Source organism: Streptomyces sp. NBC_00162, from assembly GCF_024611995.1.
Classification (GTDB): domain Bacteria; phylum Actinomycetota; class Actinomycetes; order Streptomycetales; family Streptomycetaceae; genus Streptomyces.
Map to the genome: position 1 here is coordinate 7240141 of NZ_CP102509.1, position 19623 is coordinate 7259763.

The window sequence follows — 19623 nt, forward strand, 5'->3', positions numbered from 1 at the left end:
GGAGCCGCCGCCGCCCTGCAGGCCGATTCCCCCACCCGGTTGCAACCCGGCGGCTGACGACGGGCAGGGTCACTTCCTAGCGGCGAGCGTCCACCACCGCGAGGAGTTTGCCGCTGGTCGGGCTGCGGTCCAGCGACGCGCCGTCGACCGCCTCGACCACCAGGTCCAGCAGCTGTTCCGTCACGGCCGACCGCAGCTCCGGGTAGCCGGACAGGAACACCTCCCGCAGCCGCTCCGGGTCCGTCGCCCCGGCCCGCTCCACCCGTACGGTCAGCCGCTCGCGCGCGTCCGTACCGTCGAGCCGGATCTGCAGCTCGCCGCGGTGGCCGCCCCGTTCCTCGGCCAGGGCCAGGAAGCGGCGGTGGTTGAGGAAGTGGGTCGCCACCCGCATCACGTCACCGGTGCGGCCCCTCAGCTCGAAGCGGGGGGCGTGCCGGCCGCAGGGGCAGCGGCCCGGGATCTCCCGGCCGAGGTCACCTATCAGGTACCGGCCCAGGTGCTGGCCGCGCCGGGCGTGCGTGGTGAAGACCAGCCGGCCCGTCTCGCCCGCGGTCACCGGCCGGTCCTCGGCCAGGTCCAGGATCTCCATGGTGTGGAGGTCGGCGTGCAGGTGGTGGACGCCTCCGGAGCTCTCGGTGCACTGGTAGCCCAGCGGGCCGAGGTCGGTGCTGCCGTAGGTGATCGAGCGGACGGCCTCGATGCCGAACGTGGCCTTCAGGGTGCGCTGCTGCTCCTGCGTGAAGTGCTCGCCGCCGTAGAAGACCTTGCGCAGGCCCCCGTACGCACGCAGCGCGTCCTCCTCGGCGTGCAGCAGCTGCCACAGGTAGGAGGGCATGCCGAAGAGGGTGTCGGCCCCGTGGTCGATGATGGCCTGGGCGGTCGCGCGGTGGTCGGGCCCGGCGGACAGCGGCAGTTGGACCCCGCCGAGGCGTTCCAGTACGGAGAAGAAGCTGATGAAGCTGCCGTACATCGCGCCGCAGTAGAAGAGGTTGGCGGTGCGGTCCCCGACCGGGTCGTAACCGGCGGCGAGCAGGCCGCGGGCGGCGGCGTGCATCTGGGTGTCGTAGTCGTCGTAGCTGAAGACCGACAGGGCCGGTGCGCCGGTGCTGCCGCCGCTGCGGAAGAACAGCTCGGCGTCGGCGCGCGCCAGCCGCCGGGCCGGCTCCTGTACGTCCTCCTTGCCCAGCAGCGGGCCGGTGGGCTGCGGCAGGACCACGGGCCGGGCCAGGTCGTCCAGGCAGGCGGTGGTCGCGAAGCGGGCCGGGTCGGCCTGGACCGCGACGCGGCGGCTGTAGCGCTGCAGGGCGTAGACGCCGTCGTGCGGCTCGCCCGCGTAGCTCTCCAGCATGGCGCCGACCGGTGTGACGCGGGTGACGCCCGCCGCCAGGGCGGTGCGGGACAGCTCGGCGATGTCGGTCCGGCTGCCCGCGAGGCCCGCCGTCTGCAGGTAGCGGCGCATCGGGCGCAGGGTGGCGATCAGCCGCTTGCGGGGCAGCGGCTTGACCCACACGCTGCGGTGCAGCGGCGAGGCGGTGAGCGGGGACCGGGTGTCGGCCATGACCCGCCACGAGCCGTCGGGCGCGGCGAACACCCGGGTCAGGCCCAGGTGTTCCTCCAGCCGGGCCACCAGCTCGGTGGTGGTCAGCTCGGCCTCCTCGGCGGGATCCGGGTCGTCGGCGTACGCGGTGGTCGCGGCCGGTGGCCGGGCCGCGAGGACGGTCGCGAACCGCTCGGCGAAGGCGAACACCTCGCCCTCGTCCTCGGTGTCGAGGTAGACCACCTGGGGGCTGGAACACGCCTGCTGTTCGTGCAGGCACACATCGTCCGCGAGGGCCTCGAGCGTGCCGGCATCCGACCAGGCGTCGCCCGTCAGGTACGCGAAGGAGATCCGGTGCCCCCACTCCACCAGCCGGCAGCCGGCCGGCACATGGGCCGCCACCCCTTCGACGGCCCCTTCCCCGCCCCATACGGCGACGGCGTCCGCAGGAGCGCACATCAGGCGCAGCCACTCCTGCCGGGAGGACGGGAAGCGCAGGACGACGATCCGCGCGGCCAGTGCACCGCTCGGGTCCAGAGCCGCGAGCTCGGCCATCAGGTGCTGGGTCAGCAGGGTGTCGGCGCTGCTGGTCTTGAGGATGTTCACGTTTCCGGCGAGCAGGCCCTCGACGATGCTCAGCGGCGCGACCGTCGCGGCGTTGCCCGGGGCGATGTGCGCGACCAGGCCGACGGGCGCCCACGCCTCGTACACCGTCTCGCGCGGATCGGCCCGGTTCAGCCGGCCAGGAGTCGCGCTGCCCAGCTCACGGCGCAGCTTGCGGGTCAGCTCCCGTCGGCCGAGGGCGGCGCCGAGCTCGGCCAGGACGGCCGGGTCCTCCCCCTCGGGCAGGTACGCGGCGAGCCGGACGTGCACCGGGTGGGCCGGGTCGCACAGGGCGGTGGCGAGGGCGTCGCAGGCGGCCAGGACGGTCTCGGTCTCCAGCCCGTCGGCCAGCGCGGCCTCGACGGCGGCCGGCAGACCGGCGAGACGGCGTCCGGCCTCCTCGTCGCCGACGAAGGAGCCCTGCCAGTAGTGCTGCATCTCGGTCTCGGTCATGCCATGCCCTTCATCAGTTCCGCTGCGGCCACCGCGCAGCTGCGGTTGCGGCTCACCCCGGCACGGCCGTGGACGGTGAACCAGGGGGTCTGAAGCTCGCACCCGCAGGCGTCGCCCGGCTGGAGGGAGGCGAGGTCGCCCATGACCACGCTCTGCGCCGGTACCGAGGTGATGTACGGCGACACGAGGTGCAGGTAGCCCCGCTCCCCGTACGGCAGCGGTTCGAGCGTGCGGGTGGAACGGATCGTCACCCGGGACCAGACGGGGGAGTGCAGCCGGTGGCGGTCGCACTCGATGTACGGGATGCAGTGCTCCACCGACCCGAAGGTGTCCCGGATCCGCTCACCCGGGATGCCGAGCTGCTCGGTGACGCGGGCGTACAGCTCCTCCTTGCCGATGCGCCGGTCGGCGTGCCCCTTCCAGCCGCCGCCGAGGACGACGAGGGAGCCCTCGGGCAGGCGCAGCGGAGGCAGTCCCATGGCCCGCATCCGCTCCAGCGTGAAGAAGAGGAAGGCCGGGAAGCCGAGGATGCGGACCGGGGCGTCCTCCCGCTCGAAGCGGCGCAGCGCGGCGATGCAGCCGAAGGGGTCGAACTCGTGGTCGCCGCCGGTGTTGCGCAGCGCGTACTCGACGCTGCGCGCCGGGGCGAAATCGCACAGGTAGTTGTCGGTGAAGGCGGTCCCGAGGTTGAGCGAGGGGGCCGGCTCGTAGCTGTACAGGAGGTAGTTGACCTCCTGGTCGGGGGTGATCCAGCCGTTGCGCTCGAAGATCCGGGCGACCATGCGCTGGGCGGAGCGGATGGTCCACTGGTCGAAGAACATCTGCGACTTCTGGCCCGTGGTGCCGGAGGAGGTCAGGTGCAACTCGACCTCCTCGCGCGGGATGGAGAGCACCTCGTGCCGCTTGAAGAAGTTCGCGTGGACGAGCGGCGCACGGTACGGCTCAGCCGGGGGAGTGGCCTCGTACAGGGAGCGGAAGAACGGGGAGCGCTCGCTGTGCCAGGCGTTGGTCTCCGCCATGGCGGCGGCGAACAGTTCGTCCTCCGCGGCCCCGAAGGCGTACGGGTCGGTCAGGTCGCACAGCTGTTGTACGTGGGGCAGGAGGGCCGGGTCGGGTACGGCAACCGGCGCGAGATGGGGGTTCAAGGGGTTCACGGGGGCCATGGGGTTCATGAGGCAACCTCGGATGATGTGGGCAGGTGGGTCGACGCCCAGGCCGACACGTAGCAGTCCAGATAGGGCTGGAGGGGCGGTTCGACGGCGACGCCGCGGAAGTCGATCCGCTCGCTGGAACGGGACAGGACGGCGTAGTCGTGGAAGCCGTCCCCGTCCGCGCGCATCGCCGGGTAGAGGGCCCCGGCGACGAACCCCTGGGCCAGGAAGGCCGAGAGGGCCTCCTGGTGCGCGAGCGGCACCAGGGCCTCGACGTACCCGGCGCCCGCGCGAGCCAGTGCGCGGGTGACGGGTTCGAGGTACGCGGCCGCGGCGGCCGGGTCGGGGTGGGCGGTCAGCAAGGAGGCGTACCCGCCGGCGCGGTTGAGGTAGGCGTAAACCTCGAACCGGCCGTCTTCGGGGGTGAGCAGCACGTTCGGGGTGTGCAGCGGGTAGAACCAGCCCCCGGCGCCGGGGAACTGGTCGCGGAAGCGGCGGCGTACGAAGGCCGGCGCCTCGATCATCTCCAGCCGTTCGACGGCCCCTTGCGGCGCGGGCGCCGCGAGCGGGGCGGCGGCCCGCACCCCGGGGTAGCCGATGCCGAGCGCGGCCTCGGCGGTGCGCAGCAACGGCAGCATCGGGGCGGGCACTTCGGTGACGGGGAGCCGGCGATCGAGCACCCCGGCGGAGTGACGCGCGTAGAGTGCGAGGCTTTCGCGGCTGCGGAGATCCACCGCATTGGGCAGGATGCCCAGCGGGCGGAAGCCGTTGCGCGCGACGACGCGCTGCGGACCGGCACTGACGGTGCGCACGGTCGCGTACACCGAGTCCAGCCGCCCCGTGTCCAGCATCCCGGCGCACAGGGCCTCGGTCAGGGCGGCGGCCAGGCCCGCCGAGCGGTGCCCGGGGTGCACGGCGATGCCCTCCAGGCGGCCGATGCGGCTGCCCGGCTCACCGTGGATGGCGGCGGACGCGGTCAGGGCCCCGGTGTCGGCGCAGCGGCCGACGAGCCACAGGGAGTACGGGTCCTCGATGAGCCGGGCCATCTCGGCCGGGTCGGTGCCGAGGGCCACGGGATAGTGCGGCCCGTAGACGGCGTAGTACAGCTGGCGCAGTTCGGCGATGTCCGCGCAGGCGGCCGGGGTGATGACGGGGTTCACCGCTCGCCTCCGGCGGGTTCCGCCACGGCCGGGCCGGGCGCAGGTGACCCGAGCAGGGCCAGTGCGATGGTGGCGGGGATCAGGCCGACGCCCTGCACGAGGCACAGCGTCTGCGGTGAGAGGAAATCGCCGGCGGAGCCGAACACCAGCGACGCCACCGGCAGGGAGGCACCCAGTACGGCCTGCATCACGGCGAAGAAGCCGGGCTTGTCCGCCGTCGGCACCAGCCGCTGGAACAGTGCCACGAAGCGGACGCTGACGGCCCCGGCACACCAGCCGGCCACGGCCAGGCAGCCCGCGATGACCAGACGGTGCGCGACCAGCCCGGGCAGCGCCAGGGCGAGGGCCATCAGGCCCAGGCAGTAGGCGCCGGCGACCGTGGGCCGCCCCGGCACGCGGGCGCCGGTGAAGGCGCCGACGAGCGCGCCGGTGCCCAGGGAGGCCTCCAGCAGTGCCACCGTGCCGCCGCCGCCCCGGAGGACCGAGCGGGTGTAGAGGGGGATGACGACGAACACGGCGGTGGTGAACAGGTTCGCCGCGGTGAAGCAGACCAGGATCCGCCGTACGTAGGGCAGTTCACCGAGGATGCGGCGCAGCGTGCGCCGCGGGGGCGCGGCTGCCGCCACCGGGTCGGCCGGGTCGCCGGCGGCGGTGCGGAACCGGGCGCTCGCGACGAGCAGCGCGGCCCCGGCGTACGCGGCGGCGCAGCCGACGGCCAGCCCGGCCACGCCGGCCCGGTCCACGGTCAGGGCGCCGAGCAGCGCTCCACCGAGGCCGGCCAGGGACTGGGTGGACAGCTCGAAGCCGGTGGCCGTCTCGATGTCGGCGTCGTCGACGAGTTCGGGCACCGAGGTGGTCAGGCAAGGGTCGAAGAACGCCTGGCAGGTTGCCAGCGCCAGGCCGGCGGCGTACACGGTGGCGAGCGGCAGCCCACCGCCGTACGCCCACAGCGCGAGGGCGGCCGAGGCGCCCCCGGCCAGGCCGGCGGCGGTCCGCAGCACCGAAGGGTGCGCGAACCGGGCGACGGCCCCGGCCACGACGGGCGCCAGCACCACGGCGGGCAGCGTGCAGGCGGCCATGAACAGCCCGGAGGCGAGCCCCCGGGCGTCGTGCACGGCGTAGGCGACGATCCACCAGGACACGCCGACCTGGAACATGCGGACGGCGGCCTGCGTGAGGACCTGGCCGAGCCACACGGCGCCGAAGGCGCGGTTGCGCAGGATCAGCGGAGCGCGCCGGCCGCCGGTCTCACCTGCGGCCCCGGCTTCGGTCTCACTTGCGGCCACGGGTGAGGCGGTCATGCGGTCGGCCTCTCGTCGAGGACCCGGACGAGCTTGCCCGAGCGAGGGTTGACGGCGAGGTCGCGGTGGCGCGCCCACTCCACGGACAGCGGGTGCACGAAGCCGGCGCGCACACTGTCCGGATAGAGCGGCCGCACGGTCTCCAGCTCCGCGACGACCGCCTTGGCCAGTTCCTCCCGGCCGTGGTCACCGGGGGCCGTCGCCAGCCGCAGGACGAGCCCGTCGCGGCCCTCCCAGCGGCGGACGACGAGCTGCACGCCGACCACGTGACCTGCGGTGTCCGCCGCGGCCACGGCGTCCTGGGCGTCTTGGGTGTAGAGGGAGACGGGGCCCACCCGTACGCCCTCCTCGGCGCGGCCGAGGATCCGGAAGTGGCCGGGCCCGGTGCCGGTCCACTCGGCCCGGTCGCCCGCGGGGTAGCGGATGATCGGCATGAGGCGCCGGAAGAGGCTGGTGACGACGACCCGGCCGGGCCGCCCCGGTTCCGTGATGGGCTCATCGGTGGAGTCGTCGAGGATCTCGACGACCGAGTACGGGGTGAAGGCCCGGTGCACTCGGGCGTCGGGGCCGGGTACGGGGCGGCCGAGCAGGCCGGCGTCGACGCTGGCGTATCCGACGGAACGGGCCTCGGCGCGGGGGAACGCGGTGGTCAGCAGGCGCCGCTGGTCGTCGAAGAGGGCCTCTCCGCCGAAGAGGAGCAACTCCACCGAGTCGAGCCGGACACCGGATGAGATGGCCTGCTCGGCGAGCCGGCACAGGGTGGTGGGCGTGCCGGCCAGTACCTGGGCGGCGAGATCGCGCAGCGTGGGGAGCGTCGACTCCAGCGGTGCGCCGCCGCCGATGGGCAGGCGGACGTTGTCCACGGGCGCGTGGGCGAGGGAGTCGAGGACGAAGAGGAAGCTGGCGTACAGCTCCCCGGCGTAGAAGAGGTCGGCGACGCGGTGCCCCGGGCGCAGGCCCGTGTCCACGAGCCCCTGGCCGAAGGAGGTGACGAACGTGCGCCACTCGTCGCGTGTGTAGACGGAGAACTTGGGGGACCCGGTGGTGCCGCCGGTCTTGTAGACCGTGGCTTCGCTGAGCGGGCCGGTCAACACGCGGCTGTCGTGAAGGGTGTTGGCCGCCCAGAACGCTTGCTGGTCGACCACCGGCAGGTCGGTGAGGCGGTCGGCTTGCGGCGGCAGGGATGCGTAAAGGTCCCGATAGAACGGCGAGTTGTGCCGGGCGAAACGTATGAGGTCCGAGAGTTGCTGGGCGGACATGGGCCTTTGCCTTGGTGACGGAATGGGACGGGAGTCACGGCGGGGCGCGGCGAGAGCGAGAGCTCGCCCGCGGGCTCGACCTGTGTGAACGGGGGACCCCCCGGCGCCCCCGCCTCCTCGACGCACGTCAAAACTGACGCGCGGTCATGATGATGAAACATCAGTGCCCTTGTCACCAAATCGGGCAAAGATTTCCGGCCAGAGGGGCTGCTTGCGTCAGAATTTCTGGTTCTCGCCTAGGCGCCGGCTCTGGGCAGGGTCACCTCGAAGCAGCAGCCGTCGGCCACGTTGCGCACGCTGGCGCGGCCCGCGTGCGCCTCGACGATGCCCCGGACGATCGCCAGGCCGAGACCCGCACCGCCCGGAGGCGTGCGCGCTTCGGTGCCGCGCCAGCCGGTGTCGAAGACGCGGGGCAGGTCCTGCTCGCGGATGCCGCCGCAGCCGTCCGTCACCGAGAGCACCACCGTGTCGTCCTCCCCGGACTCCGCGGCGATGGCGACCGTACCGTCGGCCGGTGTCCGATGGAGCGCGTTGCTGAGCAGGTTGCACAGGACCCGCGTCATCTCCTTGCCGTCGACCTCGATCGGCACCGGCGTGACCCGCTCTCCGACGACCCGGACGCCGCGTTGCCGGGCGAGCGCCTCGACGCCGGCCACCGCGTCGCCCACCAGGTCGTACGTCGAGATCCGGGTCGGCGTCAGTGACAGTGCTCCCGCATGGATGCGGGAGAGCTCGAAAAGATCGCCGACCATGGTGTTCAGCCGCTCCGCCTCCGTCCGGATCTGGCGGAAGTACCGCTCGGGGTCGACGGCCACACCGTCCTCCAGGGCCTCCGCCATCGCCCGTACTCCCGCCAGCGGAGTCCGCAGGTCGTGCGAGATCCAGGCGACGAGTTCCCGCCGGGAGCTCTCCAGTGCCCGCTCACGGTCCCGCGACTCGTTCAACTTGGCACTGGTGACGGCCAGTTCCCGGCTCAGCGCGGCCAGTTCCGCGGTCCCGGCCTGGTCCGGCGCGGCGAACGAGCCGCCGTCACCGAAGGAACGCGCCGCCAGGGCCAGAGCCGCGCTGCGGGCGACCACCCAACGACCGAGTACGAGTGCCAGCGCGAAGGAGACGACGGCTGCCACGGCGACGACCGTCGTGACCACGGTCAGGTCATGGCGCGACAGGAACATCGCCCAGGCAACGGCGAGCGTTCCAGCGAGCATCGTTGTCACGGAGACGGCTGCGACGACCGCCAGTGAGACCGCCATCGACCGGTGTCGTACCGCACGGAGCACCGCGGCTCCGAGCGCACCGGCCGCCGCCGCGCCGCCCAGGGCGTACAGGGCGATGAGAACCAGGTCCTGTTCCCGCATCGTGTGGTCAGCCCTTCCCTGCGGAGGAGTCGAAGCGGTAGCCCACGCCCCAGACGGTCTGGATCAGTCTGGGGTTCGCCGGGTCCTCCTCGATCTTGGTTCGAAGCCGTCGCGCGTGGACCGTCACGGTGGACAGGTCACCGAACTCCCAGTCCCACACTTCCTGCAGGAGTTGCTCCCGGCTGACGGCCCGCCCCGGATTGCGCATCAGGTACACGAGCAGATCGAACTCGCGCAAGGTGAGGGCGAGTTCGTTCCCGCCCTGGACGGCTCGACGAGCGGCCGGGTCGACCACCAGGTCCGCGGCCCTCAGAAGTGTTCCGGTGGTGGACGGGGCCGCGACGGCGGCCCGGCGGCGCAGCACGGACTGCACCCTCAGCACGAGTTCGCGCGGACTGAAGGGCTTGGTGACGTAGTCATCGGCGCCGACTTCCAGGCCGAGCACACGGTCTTCCTCCTCCCCTCGCGCCGTGAGCATGATGACGCCAGGCGCCGGTGAGCCCTCGCGCAGGCCGCGGCACACTTCGATGCCGTCCATTCCGGGAAGCATCAGGTCCAGGACGACGAGGTCGGGCCGGCCGTTCGCGGCGCACACCAAGGCCTCGCGGCCGTCGGCGGCGGTGTCGACGACGAAGCCGGCGTTCTTCAGGTAGCCGGTGACGACCTCGGTGACCGTCGGGTCGTCATCGACGACAAGGATCCGATGCGGTGGTTCAGGGTGCATGCCGTCAGCCTCCCACGCCCTCCGGGCGAGGTCACGGCCTGCCCCTGACCAGGTCCGGTGCGTGGGCAGGCGTCAGCGATTCGTAAGGCGCACATACCCCCCGTGAAGGCCCGGTTGCAGGTGTCATGGGCGCATGAAACTGCGTGTCCCCCTTCCGAGATTCTCCGGCCGGCTCCACGATGCGCGTACGGCGACCGCGATCGGCCGGTGGCTGGCCGCGGCCGTCGTGGTGTGCTTTCTCACCGGAGTGATCAGCCACTGGCTTCAGCATCCCCCCGGGTGGCTGGCCGACGACCTGCCCAGCCGTCCGTCATGGGGCTACCGGCTGACCCAGGGCCTCCATGTGGCGAGCGGCATCGCCGCGATCCCGCTCCTGCTGGCGAAGCTGTGGACGGTCTACCCGCGGCTGTTCGAGTGGCCGCCGGTGCGCTCGGCGCGCCACGCCCTGGAACGGCTGTCGGTGGCCCTGCTCGTCGCGGCGGCCGTTCTCGAGGTGTTCTCCGGGCTGCTCAACACCGTGCAGTGGTATCCGTGGCCCTTCTCCTTCGTCCCGGTGCACTACGCCCTGGCCTGGGTGTTCGTCGGCGCGATGCTGCTGCACGTCGCCGTCAAGGCCCCGGAGATCAAGGCGCATTGGAGCCGGCGGTCGGCAGGCACGCTCGCTCTGCCGGCCGAGGACGGACCTGACCGGCGTGCTCTGCTGACGGGCGTCGCCGCAGCGGTCGGCGCCGTCACCCTCGCGACGGCCGGCCAGTCCTTCACCCCGCTGAAGCGGTTCGATCTGCTGGCACCCAGGCATCCCGACCACGGGCAGCAGGGCCTTCCGGTGAACCGCACCGCCGTCGCCGCCGCCGTCGCCGTGGTGAACGTCCAGCAGTGGCGGCTCACGGTCGCCGGACCCCGTCCGTACGTCCTGACGCTCGACGAGCTCCGAGCCCTGAGGCAGTACGACGCGACCCTCCCGATCGCGTGTGTGGAGGGCTGGAGCAAGTCCGCCCACTGGAGTGGCGTGCGGATCCGAGACCTGCTCGACCGGGCCGGGGCTCCCCCCGAAGCCCGGCTGCGGGTGGTCTCCATGGAGCAGGAGGGCGGGTACGCGGTAACGGAGATGGGCCACACCTACGCCCGGGACGAGCTCACCCTGCTCGCCCTGCGACTCAACGGCGGGGTGTTGTCACCGGATCACGGCTTCCCGGCGCGGATCATCGCGCCCAACCGGCCGGGCGTGCTGCAAACCAAGTGGGTTCACCGGCTGGAGGTCCTGTGATGCGGACGGCTCTCGGTGTCATCGGCGCCGGTCTCCTGGGCTACGGCCTCGTGCTGCTGTTCGGCGGTGGCCAGTTCGCCGACGTGGCGATCTGGCTGGCCGGTGCCGTGGCGCTGCACGACGGGATCATCGCCCCGCTGGTCCTGGCCGCCGGGCTGCTCCTGGCGGGCGTCCGCGCGAGCCGGACGGTACGCGGTGCGCTGATCGTCGCCGGGTCGCTGACGGTGGTCGCACTGCCGGTCCTCCTGCGTCCGGGCGCACGGAACAACTCCTCCGTGCTGCCGCTGGACTATCCGCGCAACTGGTTGCTGTCACTGGCCGCGGTGGCGCTACTGGCCGCCCTGTTGCACCTCGCTCGGTGGCTGCGAGGACGCACGAGCAGCCGACGACCGCACGGGAGCGAGTGACCGCAAGGCCCATCCGGCCAGGACGGCCGTGGCGGCAAGCGCGTAGGCGACGGTACCCGTCGCATCGCCGAGCGCCCGGGCGGTGATGTAGGCGGCCGCGCCGGCGACGGCGACGCCGAGCCACTCCCAGCGGCCGTCGAGGGCGACGAGGGCGATCAGGAGGAGCGCGTACCAGGAGTAGCCGGGGGTCATGAGAAGGAACGCGGTTCCGGTGACCAACAGGGCCCCGCTCCAGGGGCGTTCGGGATCGCCGCGGCGCATCACGTACCCGACCGCCACGAGCATGACGGCCACGACCAGCGGCAGCGCCCAGGAGTCGGGCACCAGCAGACGCAGCAGGGCGTAGCGGTCGCGTGCCGAGGCGTCGTCGTAGCCCTCCTCCTCGGCGTAGCCGCCGAGGTAGCCGAACACGGAGTCGTGCGAGGCGAGGACGTACGGCAGATAGAGAAGCCCGACGGCCGCGGCCGCGGGCAGCAGGACGGCGACCGCGTCCCGGACCCGCCGTACGCCGGACAGGGCGCCCGGCAGCAGGACGGCGGGCAGCAACTTGGCCGCGATCGCCAGGCCGAACAGGGCACCGCCCGCGACCCGGCGCCCGGCGACCACCCCGAGCGCAGCGACCGACAACAGGACGGCGAGGACGTCGACATGGGCGTTGTTCACCGCCTCGATAGGTACTGCCGGGCACCACGCCCAGTAGGCCGCGTTCCGCGGATCACCGCGCCGCCGCAGGATCAGCAGCAGAGCGCCGGCCGTGGCCACGGACAGCAGGGCCGCGCCGGTCTGCAGCGCCTTGTGCCGGGCGTCCGGCGGCGAGAGCGCGTGGACCAGGAGGAAGTAGCCCTCCGCCACGGGCGGGTAGATGGTGTGCACCCGGGGGCGGTTGATCCGGGTGCACGTCCCGTCGGCGACCGCCGCCCGGTCCGGCGCGGCACAGGCCGCACCGCCCTGCGGGAAGAGCCAGTCGTCGCGCAGGCGGGTGAGTGCGGGATCCGCCGGGGAGTGGTCGTACGGGGAGATCCCCGCGGCCTGCACCCGGCCGTCCCAGGCGTAGCGGAAGGAGTCGGTGCTCGTACGGGGCCCCGCGACCAGCCCGGTGGCCGCGACCACCACCGCGCCGGCGAGCACCAGTGGGACGACGTGCCGGGCGGGTACCTTGCGCAGGGCCCAGGCCGCCGCGGCGAACAGGGCCCACGAGGCCGCGTACCACCAGGACAGTCCGGCCGGGTCGGCGAAATAGCCGTCCTTGCGCATGGTCAGGACGAGCGTGGCGGCCAGGGCGGTCAGGAGCAGGGCCGTGAGGAGCACGGCGGATCCTGCGGTGCGGTTGCGGTTCACGGCGCCACCGGCATCGCACGGCCCGCGGTCCGGGGGCGGAGCCGAGGCCGCCGTGCCAGTTCCACGAAGACGCGGTCGTCGACCGACCACTGCTCCCGGCGGGCCCATCCGGCGGCGTCGGCGTGCCGGTACAGCGCCGGAGCACCGAGCCGCGCCCAGGCGAACGGCGCGCCGAGCCCGCCCCGGCCGTTGTCGATCCGGACCTCGCACCGTTCGTCCACATCCACCGCGAGGCATTCGGCGATGACGGTCGCGTCGGGGCAGGTGACGTCCTTCAGACGCTCCAGCAGGGCCGTGGGGTCCCCGCCGATTCCTATGTTCCCGTCGATGAGCAGGACGGTGTTCCAACGGCCTTCCCCCGGCAGGGGATCGAACACCGACCGGCACAGTGCGAGCCCGCCCAGCCGTTCGGCACGAGCCACCGCTTCCCCGCTCACATCGATGCCCAGCGCCGGGTGGCCGTGAGCCGCGAGGGCGGCGACCAGGCGGCCGGGCCCGCATCCGACGTCGAGCACGGCGCCCCGGCACCGCGCGAGCACACTCAGGTCCGCCACATCCGGGTCGGCGCACCAGCGCTCCACCTCGAGGGGCAGCAGCCAGCCGTCCACGCGACGCAGGTAGAGCGGACCGCGCCCGTCGCGCAGCGCGTCGTCGTACGGATTCTCCCGCCAGGCGGCCGGCGCCGGCGCCGGGGGCGCGGCGGCGGCGGTGAACGCGGCCCAGGCCCTGCCGACGGCCCTCATGCGCGGACCGTCGTGCCGCGGGGGGAGGTCAACCGCGTGTGCAGGGAGTGGAAGCGCCCGCCGGGGGCCTCGGCGGCCACCAGCAAGGCGTCCTCGGCGGTGTCCACGTCCCGCAGTACGGGCAGCCGTCCGATCCGCAGCCCCGCCTCCGCGAGGCGCGCGTACTGGACGGCGCCCGTTTCGGGCACCGACATCGGGACGCCGCGCAGCAGCACGGGGTCCGGCTCCGCCAGCCCCAGCGCCCAGAAGCCCCCGTCCACCGCGGGCCCGAACCACGCGTCGTACGAAGCCCAGTCGGCCCGGGCCAGCAGTGCGGGGGTGACCTGCGGGGTGTCCATACCGATCAGCAGGGCCGGTCCGGTGCACGCGGCGAAGGCGGCGGCGAGCCGTTCGTCGAGGCCGCCCGCGCACTGCGGGACGACCTCGAAGCCGGGCGGCAGCCACGGTCCCGGGCGGCCCTCCAGAACCAGCACCCGGCGTCCGGCCGGGGTGGCGGCGACCGCCGCCAAGGTGTCGGTCAGGGCGGCTTCGGCCAGCGCGGCGGCCTCGGCCGGGGTGAACGGAGGGGTGAGGCGGGTCTTGACCCGGCCCGGCACCGGCTCCTTCGCGATCACCAGCAGCGTCGTCACACCCGGCCTCCCGTCCCGGCCGGGGCAGCGGCGGCGGGCTCTGCGAGCGTGCGGCTCATGTCGCGCACCGCCTGCCAGGTGCCCCGCCAGGTGCCGGTCACCTTGGACTTCCCGGCCCGGGGGAGATAGGGCACGTCCACCTCCCGGATCCGCCACCCGGCATCGGCCGCGCGGATCACCATCTGGAGCGGATAGCCGCTGCGCCGGTCGGTCAGCCCGAGGCCGAGCAGCGCCTCCCGGCGTGCGGCCCGCATCGGCCCCAGGTCGTGCAGTCGCAGACCGGTGCGGCGGCGCAGCATCCGCGACAGCGCCAGGTTTCCGGCGCGTGCGTGGACCGGCCAGGCGCCCCGCCCCTGCGGGCGGCGCCGCCCCAGGACGAGGTCCGCCCCGCCGTCCGTCACGGTCGCTGCGAAACCGGCCAGCAGGCCGGGGTCGAGCGAGGCGTCGCAGTCGCAGAAGCAGACGATGTCCGCCGTGGCGGCGAGCAGTCCGGCATGGCAGGCCGCGCCGAATCCGCGGCGGGACTCGCGGACCACTGTGGCCCCGAGTCCGCTCGCGATCTCGGCGGATCCGTCGGTGGATCCGTTGTCGACCACGAGGGGCCGCCAGCCGGCGGGGATCCGGGCGAGCACCCAGGGCAGGGCCTCGGCCTCGTTCAGACAGGGAAGTACGACGTCTACGGTCACATCTACGGTCACGGGCATCACCGTATGAATTCCGCAGGGACATAGGGGACATCAAGTCCTTACAAAACGCGGACGTCACCCTCTGCGGGCCGTGGGCCATCGGCCGAGGCGCGCTGGTCCGCCCGCGCGAACTCGGCCATTCCTTCGGCGAAGCCGACCCGCGGAAGCCATCCGAGCTCTGCCCGCAGCCGCGCGGAATCGGCGGTGACGTGCCGTACGTCGCCGAGCCGGAACTCACCCGTCACCACGGGCGCGGGGCCGCCGTGCGCCGCCGCGAGCGCGCCGGCCATCTCCCCGATGGTGTGCGGCTCGCCGCTGCCCGTGTTGTACGCGGCGAACGCACCCGCCGGGCGGTCGCCGACCGCCTCCAGCGCCACCGCGTTGGCCGCCGCCACGTCCCGTACGTGCACGAAGTCGCGCCGCTGGGCACCGTCCTCGAAGACGCGCGGTGCCTCACCCCGGGCCAGCGCCGACCGGAAGAAGGACGCCACGCCCGCGTACGGGGTGTCCCGGGGCATGCCCGGCCCGTACACGTTGTGGTAGCGCAGCGACACCGCCCGCCCGTCCGTGGACCGCGCCCAGGCGGCGGCCAGGTGCTCCTGCGTCAGTTTGGTCGTCGCGTACACGTTGCGGGGATCCACCGGGGCGTCCTCGTCCACCAGGCCCGGGACCAGCTCCGACCCGCACGCCGGGCAGTGCGGCTCGAACCGGCCCGCCGCCAGATCGGCGACCTCGCGCGGACCGGGCCGTACGAGTCCGTCGCTCGGGCACTCGTAGCGCCCCTCCCCGTACACGACCATCGATCCCGCGAGCACCAGGCGGCGCACGCCCGCCTCCGCCATCGCGGCGAGGAGCACGGCGGTGCCCAGGTCGTTGCAGCTGACGTACGCGGGCGCGTCCGCGAAGTCCTTCCCCAGTCCCACCATGGCCGCCTGATGGCATACGGCGTCCACACCGCGCAGCGCCGCTCGTACCTCCTCCGCGTCCCGGACGTCCCCGATGAGCAGTTCGGCGTCCGGCAGCACCGGGGCCACCGCGTGGGCGTCGGGCAGCAACGCGTCCAGGACCACCGCCTCGTGCCCGCGTTCGATCAGTGTCGTGACGATGTGCGCGCCGATGAATCCAGCGCCTCCTGTGACAAGTACTCGCATGCCTGTGACGCTACGGAATCCGCAGGTGCGCAGCCGGTTCGGGACACGGACGTAAGGGTTTCGTCACCGGTGCGGATGTGGCGCCCCCCTGCCTCCACCGCGTTGAATGCGAGTGAAGATCCACGAGGGAGAGGCATGACAGTGCGAAACACGAGGCGGCGAGGCCGACTGCTGGCCGGAGCGGCGATCGCGGCCGTGATGGTGCTGGGCGCCGGGCTGTACTGGTTCCAGCCGTGGAAGCTCTGGCAGAACGAGACCGTCAGCGAGGCACTGCCCGCCGCGACAGCCGCACCGTCGGCCGCGGCCGCGGCCGGCCCGCGGACGGTCGCCTCGGGCGAGCTGATCAGTCACGAGCACGCGACGACCGGGTCGGTGAAGATCGTCCGGCTGCCCGACGGCTCGCAGACGCTGCGCCTGGAGAACCTCGACACCAGCAACGGCCCCGACCTGCGGGTGCTGCTGAGCGATGCCCCGGTCAAGGAGGGCGTGGCGGGCTGGCGCGTCTTCGACGACGGCAAGTACCTCACCCTGGGCAAGCTCAAGGGCAACAAGGGCGATCAGAACTACGAACTGCCGCCCGGTATCGACCTTTCCCAGTACACCAGCGTGAGCATCTGGTGCGACCGCTTCGACGTGTCGTTCGGAGCCGCGGCCCTCGCGAAGGCGTAACGCGCGCACGCACCGCGACCTCGACGCCTACCACCTCATGCGCGGCAGCCGAGCGGCATTCGGGCCGGAAGTTGACAGCCACGACGCCGGCGAATTAGCTTCGTATTACTTAAAGACATAAACCATCTATGTCCTTAAGTGTTCTCACCGCCTGGGGCAGCACCATCAGAGGAAGGGCACAGACATGAACCCCGCCCAGCACGGAGCGGCCGTCGCAGCCGAGACCGCCGGATTCGTCGCCACGGTCACGGCAGCCGACCTCTCCACCCCGGTGCCGACCTGCCCCGGCTGGACTCTCGGGGACCTCACGCGGCACGTCGGCAGCGTGCACCGCTGGTTCAGCGAGCTGCTTCGCCGGCGCATCCAGCAGCCGCCGACCAGCCGTGAGGTGGACCTGCGCCTGCCGGAGCACCCCGACGGCCTGCCCGCCTGGCTGGCCGCGAGCGCGGCGGAGGCCGCCGAGGTGTTCGCCGCCACCGACCTGGACGCACCGATGTGGGCCTGGGGAGTCGACCAGCACGCCCGGTTCTGGGTCCGGCGCATGCTCTTCGAGACGCTCGTCCACCGGGTCGACGCCCAACTCGCGCTCGGGCTCTCACCGCACATCGACCGCGTGCCGGCCGTCGACGGCATCGACGAGTTCCTCACCAACCTGCCGTTCGCCGCCTCCTTCGCGCCGCTGACCGCCCAACTGCGCGCCCCTGACCGGACCATCCGCTTCAGCTGCACGGACGGCGACGGCGACTGGCTGGTCGGCCTGCGCCCCGACGGGTTCGCCCTGGTGGCCGACCGCGCCGAGCCCCGCGCGGCGGACGCCACGGTCCGGGGAACGGCCGCCGACCTCCTCTTGCTCCTCTACGGCCGCCTGGACCGCCACAGCGACGCCTTCCAGCTGCTCGGCGACACGGACCTGCTCGCCCACTGGTCCGACCACTCGGCCTTCTAGGCCGGCTCAGACCACCGTGACGCGGGCCAGCGCCCACGAGGTGTGGTCGAAGGACGTCTTGTTGTTGGCGTCCTCCACCAACAGCCGCAGGACCCGCACGCCCCGCACGTCCACGTCCAGCGCCACCGGACCGGTGGCAGCCGTGAGCGTCGGTGTGGTCAGCAGCAACCGGTCGTCGCCGTACACCTTGGCGCGGGTCGCGCCGAGCGGGCTCTGCTTCGCCGAGAAGTCGTCGATGCCGACGAGGGCGGTGAAGCGGTTGCCCGCCGCACCCAGGTGGAAGGCGATGTCGCTGGGTGCGTGGACGCCGAGGCCCTTGGAGTACTTCGTACCGCCGAAGGCGATCAGGGGACCGTCTCCCGCGGCGTTCTTGCCGTTGGAGGCGTCCCGCTCGACCGGGCCCCACCCGTTGGTGGCGGAGATCCACTCCAGGTCGGAGAGGTACGAGTCCTTCGTCGGCGGGGGCGGCGGCGTGGGCACCGTACCGGACGCGCGATAGGTGACCGTCCCGCCCGGCGCCAGTGCGGTTCCCTCGGCCGTGAGGTCCCAGCGCGTCCGGGCGGGCGCGTCGGCGGGCGGGGTGACCTTCCACGTGGCGTCGAGCCGGGCACCGGCGGCGAGTTGCCCGGCGGTGGTCGCGGTGGTCGCGGTCACCGTCCAGCCGGCCGGGACGCGCAGCGCGAGCGCCGCCGAGGTCCAGGCCTTGGCGGATCCGTTGGCGAGCGACGCGGTGACCGTGAACGTCTGCCCCGGAACGGCGATCTGAGGCAGGGGCAGGCGGACGCCGAACTCCTTGCGCGGGTAGCTGTCCTGCCAAGAGGAGCGCATCAGCGCCACCAGCGCGGCCGCCGTCGAGGGGTGTGCGTCGAGGACGTTGCGGGTTTCCCCCAGGTCGGCGGCCAGGTCGTAGAGCTCGACCTGCCACTTGTCGTCGGGAAGGTTGTGGTCGCGTTCGGGCGCGAAGCGCACGGCCTTCCAGTTGTCCCGCCGCACCGCTTCGGCCAGCCATGTGGCCCGCTGGGCGTCCTGTGCGTTGGCCCGGCTGGTGACGCCCCGCTCGTCGCGGAACCAGTAGAGGTGGCCGTGGCGGGCCGCGTCGGGACTTCCGGCCAGCAGCGGGGCGGCCGAGAGGCCGTCCACGTCCGAGGGCGCCGGGGCTCCGCCCAGTTCGGCGAGGGTGGGGAGGATGTCGGTGAGCGGGGTGGGGCGGTCGCTGGTGCCCTGTGCGACGCGGCCGGGCCCCCAGGCGATGAGGGGGACGCGCACGCCGCCCTCGTACAGGTTGCGCTTGTAGCCGCGCAGGGGACCGTTGGCGTCGAACAGGTCCGGGTTGACGCCGCCCTCCTCGTGCGGCCCGTTGTCGCTGGTGACCAGCAGGACCGTGTCGTCCTCCAGACCCAGCGCGCGCAGCCGGTCGACGACCTTGCCGACCAGTGCGTCGAAGTAGCTGACCTGCGCCGCATGGCCCTTGTTGGCGGCCGTCCAGCTCTGGGCGGCGTACGCGCTGGTGTCGGGCACGTCACTGGGGGCGTGCGGCACGTTCGGCGTCAGGAACAGCAGGAACGGCTCGTCCTGGTGCGCGCCGATGAACTCCAGAGCGTGCTGTTCGATCAGGTCGGGAGCGTAAACCGCCTTCGCCCCGCCCGCGTTGGCGGGGATGAGCTCCTTGGTCCCGTTGTGCCAGAGGTACTCGGGGTAGTACTGGTGCGCGTGGCTGTGGTCGATGTAGCCGTAGAACTCCTCGAAACCGCGGGCGGCTGGGTGGCTGTCCTGGTCGGCCGCCTCCGGACCGAAGCCCCATTTGCCGATGACCGCGGTGCGGTAGCCGCGGGCCTTGAGAACCTGCGCGAAGGTGGTGTCGGTCGCGGTGAGTGAGCCCTGGGCGGCGGAGGGGTTCGCGCGCACCGTGGAGTGGCCGGTGTGCAGGCCGGTCAGCAGGGAGCAGCGCGACGGCGCGCAGACGGCGGCGGTCGAGTACGCGTCGGTGAAGCGCAGCCCCTCGGTCGCCAGCCCGTCCAGACGCGGGGTTGTGATCAGTTTCTGTCCGTACGAGCCGAGTTCGCCGTAGCCGAGGTCGTCGGCCAGGACGACGATGAGGTTCGGCGCGCGCGTGGCGCTCGGCGTCTGCGTCCCGGCCTGTGTGGTCCGCGCCGCCGCAGGTGCGGCCGAGGCGGCTGCGGGCAGGGCCGTCAAGCCGAGCGCTGCGGCCGAACCGGCCAGGAAATGACGGCGGCTTGACAT

17 protein-coding genes are annotated in these 19623 nt (G+C 72.9%); 4 read left to right on the forward strand and 13 right to left on the reverse strand.

Going from position 1 to position 19623, the window contains the following annotated elements; translation table 11 throughout:
• Window positions 1-76 precede the first annotated feature (76 nt).
• The 7 genes from JIW86_RS33505 to JIW86_RS33535 form a co-directional block, all read right to left on the reverse strand.
• Complete coding sequence (locus tag JIW86_RS33505; RefSeq protein ID WP_257557643.1) at window positions 77-2593, reverse strand: acyl-CoA reductase; 2517 nt, start codon at window positions 2591-2593, stop codon at window positions 77-79.
• On the reverse strand, window positions 2590-3738 hold the full coding sequence (locus JIW86_RS33510) for an acyl-protein synthase (protein ID WP_257559531.1): 1149 nt from the start codon (window positions 3736-3738) through the stop codon (window positions 2590-2592). Before JIW86_RS33510 ends, JIW86_RS33505 begins: the two co-directional genes overlap by 4 nt.
• Window positions 3739-3761: 23 nt before the next feature.
• Window positions 3762-4904 carry a GNAT family N-acetyltransferase gene (locus JIW86_RS33515; RefSeq protein ID WP_257557645.1) on the reverse strand — a complete coding sequence of 381 codons (1143 nt, stop codon included), beginning with the start codon at window positions 4902-4904 and terminating at the stop codon, window positions 3762-3764.
• On the reverse strand, window positions 4901-6205 hold the full coding sequence (locus JIW86_RS33520; protein ID WP_257557646.1) for an MFS transporter: 1305 nt from the start codon (window positions 6203-6205) through the stop codon (window positions 4901-4903). Before JIW86_RS33520 ends, JIW86_RS33515 begins: the two co-directional genes overlap by 4 nt.
• On the reverse strand, window positions 6202-7464 hold the full coding sequence (locus JIW86_RS33525) for a phenylacetate--CoA ligase family protein (RefSeq protein ID WP_215144901.1): 1263 nt from the start codon (window positions 7462-7464) through the stop codon (window positions 6202-6204). Before JIW86_RS33525 ends, JIW86_RS33520 begins: the two co-directional genes overlap by 4 nt.
• Before the next feature lie 236 nt (window positions 7465-7700).
• Complete coding sequence (locus JIW86_RS33530) at window positions 7701-8822, reverse strand: sensor histidine kinase (protein ID WP_257557648.1); 1122 nt, start codon at window positions 8820-8822, stop codon at window positions 7701-7703.
• 7 nt (window positions 8823-8829) lie between these two features.
• Complete coding sequence (locus JIW86_RS33535) at window positions 8830-9546, reverse strand: response regulator transcription factor (RefSeq protein ID WP_257557649.1); 717 nt, start codon at window positions 9544-9546, stop codon at window positions 8830-8832.
• A 133-nt stretch (window positions 9547-9679) separates the two neighbouring features.
• On the opposite strand from JIW86_RS33535, the gene JIW86_RS33540 reads away from it, so the two are divergent.
• Entirely contained in the window at window positions 9680-10813 is a 1134-nt protein-coding gene (locus JIW86_RS33540; protein ID WP_257557651.1) for a molybdopterin-dependent oxidoreductase, read from the forward strand.
• Window positions 10813-11220 carry a hypothetical protein gene (locus tag JIW86_RS33545; RefSeq protein WP_257557653.1) on the forward strand — a complete coding sequence of 136 codons (408 nt, stop codon included), beginning with the start codon at window positions 10813-10815 and terminating at the stop codon, window positions 11218-11220. The genes JIW86_RS33540 and JIW86_RS33545 overlap by 1 nt, the downstream gene beginning before the upstream one ends.
• Here the strand turns inward: JIW86_RS33545 and JIW86_RS33550 are convergent.
• The 5 genes from JIW86_RS33550 to JIW86_RS33570 form a co-directional block, all read right to left on the reverse strand.
• The gene (locus tag JIW86_RS33550; RefSeq protein WP_257559532.1) at window positions 11143-12474 is read right to left on the reverse strand and encodes a glycosyltransferase family 87 protein; all 1332 of its coding nucleotides are present in this window, start codon (window positions 12472-12474) and stop codon (window positions 11143-11145) included. The two genes, JIW86_RS33545 and JIW86_RS33550, sit on opposite strands and share 78 nt — an antisense overlap.
• Before the next feature lie 80 nt (window positions 12475-12554).
• Entirely contained in the window at window positions 12555-13301 is a 747-nt protein-coding gene (locus JIW86_RS33555; RefSeq protein ID WP_257557655.1) for a class I SAM-dependent methyltransferase, read from the reverse strand.
• Window positions 13298-13930, reverse strand: a complete 633-nt coding sequence (locus JIW86_RS33560; RefSeq protein WP_257557656.1) for a TIGR04282 family arsenosugar biosynthesis glycosyltransferase — start codon at window positions 13928-13930, stop codon at window positions 13298-13300. Before JIW86_RS33560 ends, JIW86_RS33555 begins: the two co-directional genes overlap by 4 nt.
• Window positions 13927-14634 carry a glycosyltransferase family 2 protein gene (locus JIW86_RS33565; RefSeq protein WP_257557658.1) on the reverse strand — a complete coding sequence of 236 codons (708 nt, stop codon included), beginning with the start codon at window positions 14632-14634 and terminating at the stop codon, window positions 13927-13929. The genes JIW86_RS33560 and JIW86_RS33565 overlap by 4 nt, the downstream gene beginning before the upstream one ends.
• Window positions 14635-14675: 41 nt before the next feature.
• Window positions 14676-15767, reverse strand: a complete 1092-nt coding sequence (locus JIW86_RS33570; protein ID WP_257557659.1) for an NAD-dependent epimerase/dehydratase family protein — start codon at window positions 15765-15767, stop codon at window positions 14676-14678.
• Window positions 15768-15902: 135 nt separating this feature from the next.
• Between JIW86_RS33570 and JIW86_RS33575 the strand changes: the two genes are divergently transcribed.
• Window positions 15903-16436: a DM13 domain-containing protein gene (locus JIW86_RS33575; protein ID WP_257557660.1), complete on the forward strand. Its 534-nt coding sequence runs from the start codon at window positions 15903-15905 to the stop codon at window positions 16434-16436.
• A 184-nt stretch (window positions 16437-16620) separates the two neighbouring features.
• On the forward strand, window positions 16621-17382 hold the full coding sequence (locus JIW86_RS33580) for a maleylpyruvate isomerase family mycothiol-dependent enzyme (protein ID WP_257557662.1): 762 nt from the start codon (window positions 16621-16623) through the stop codon (window positions 17380-17382).
• Between the two features lie 6 nt (window positions 17383-17388).
• Here the strand turns inward: JIW86_RS33580 and JIW86_RS33585 are convergent, their stop codons facing one another.
• Window positions 17389-19623, reverse strand: a complete 2235-nt coding sequence (locus JIW86_RS33585) for a sulfatase-like hydrolase/transferase (protein ID WP_257557664.1) — start codon at window positions 19621-19623, stop codon at window positions 17389-17391.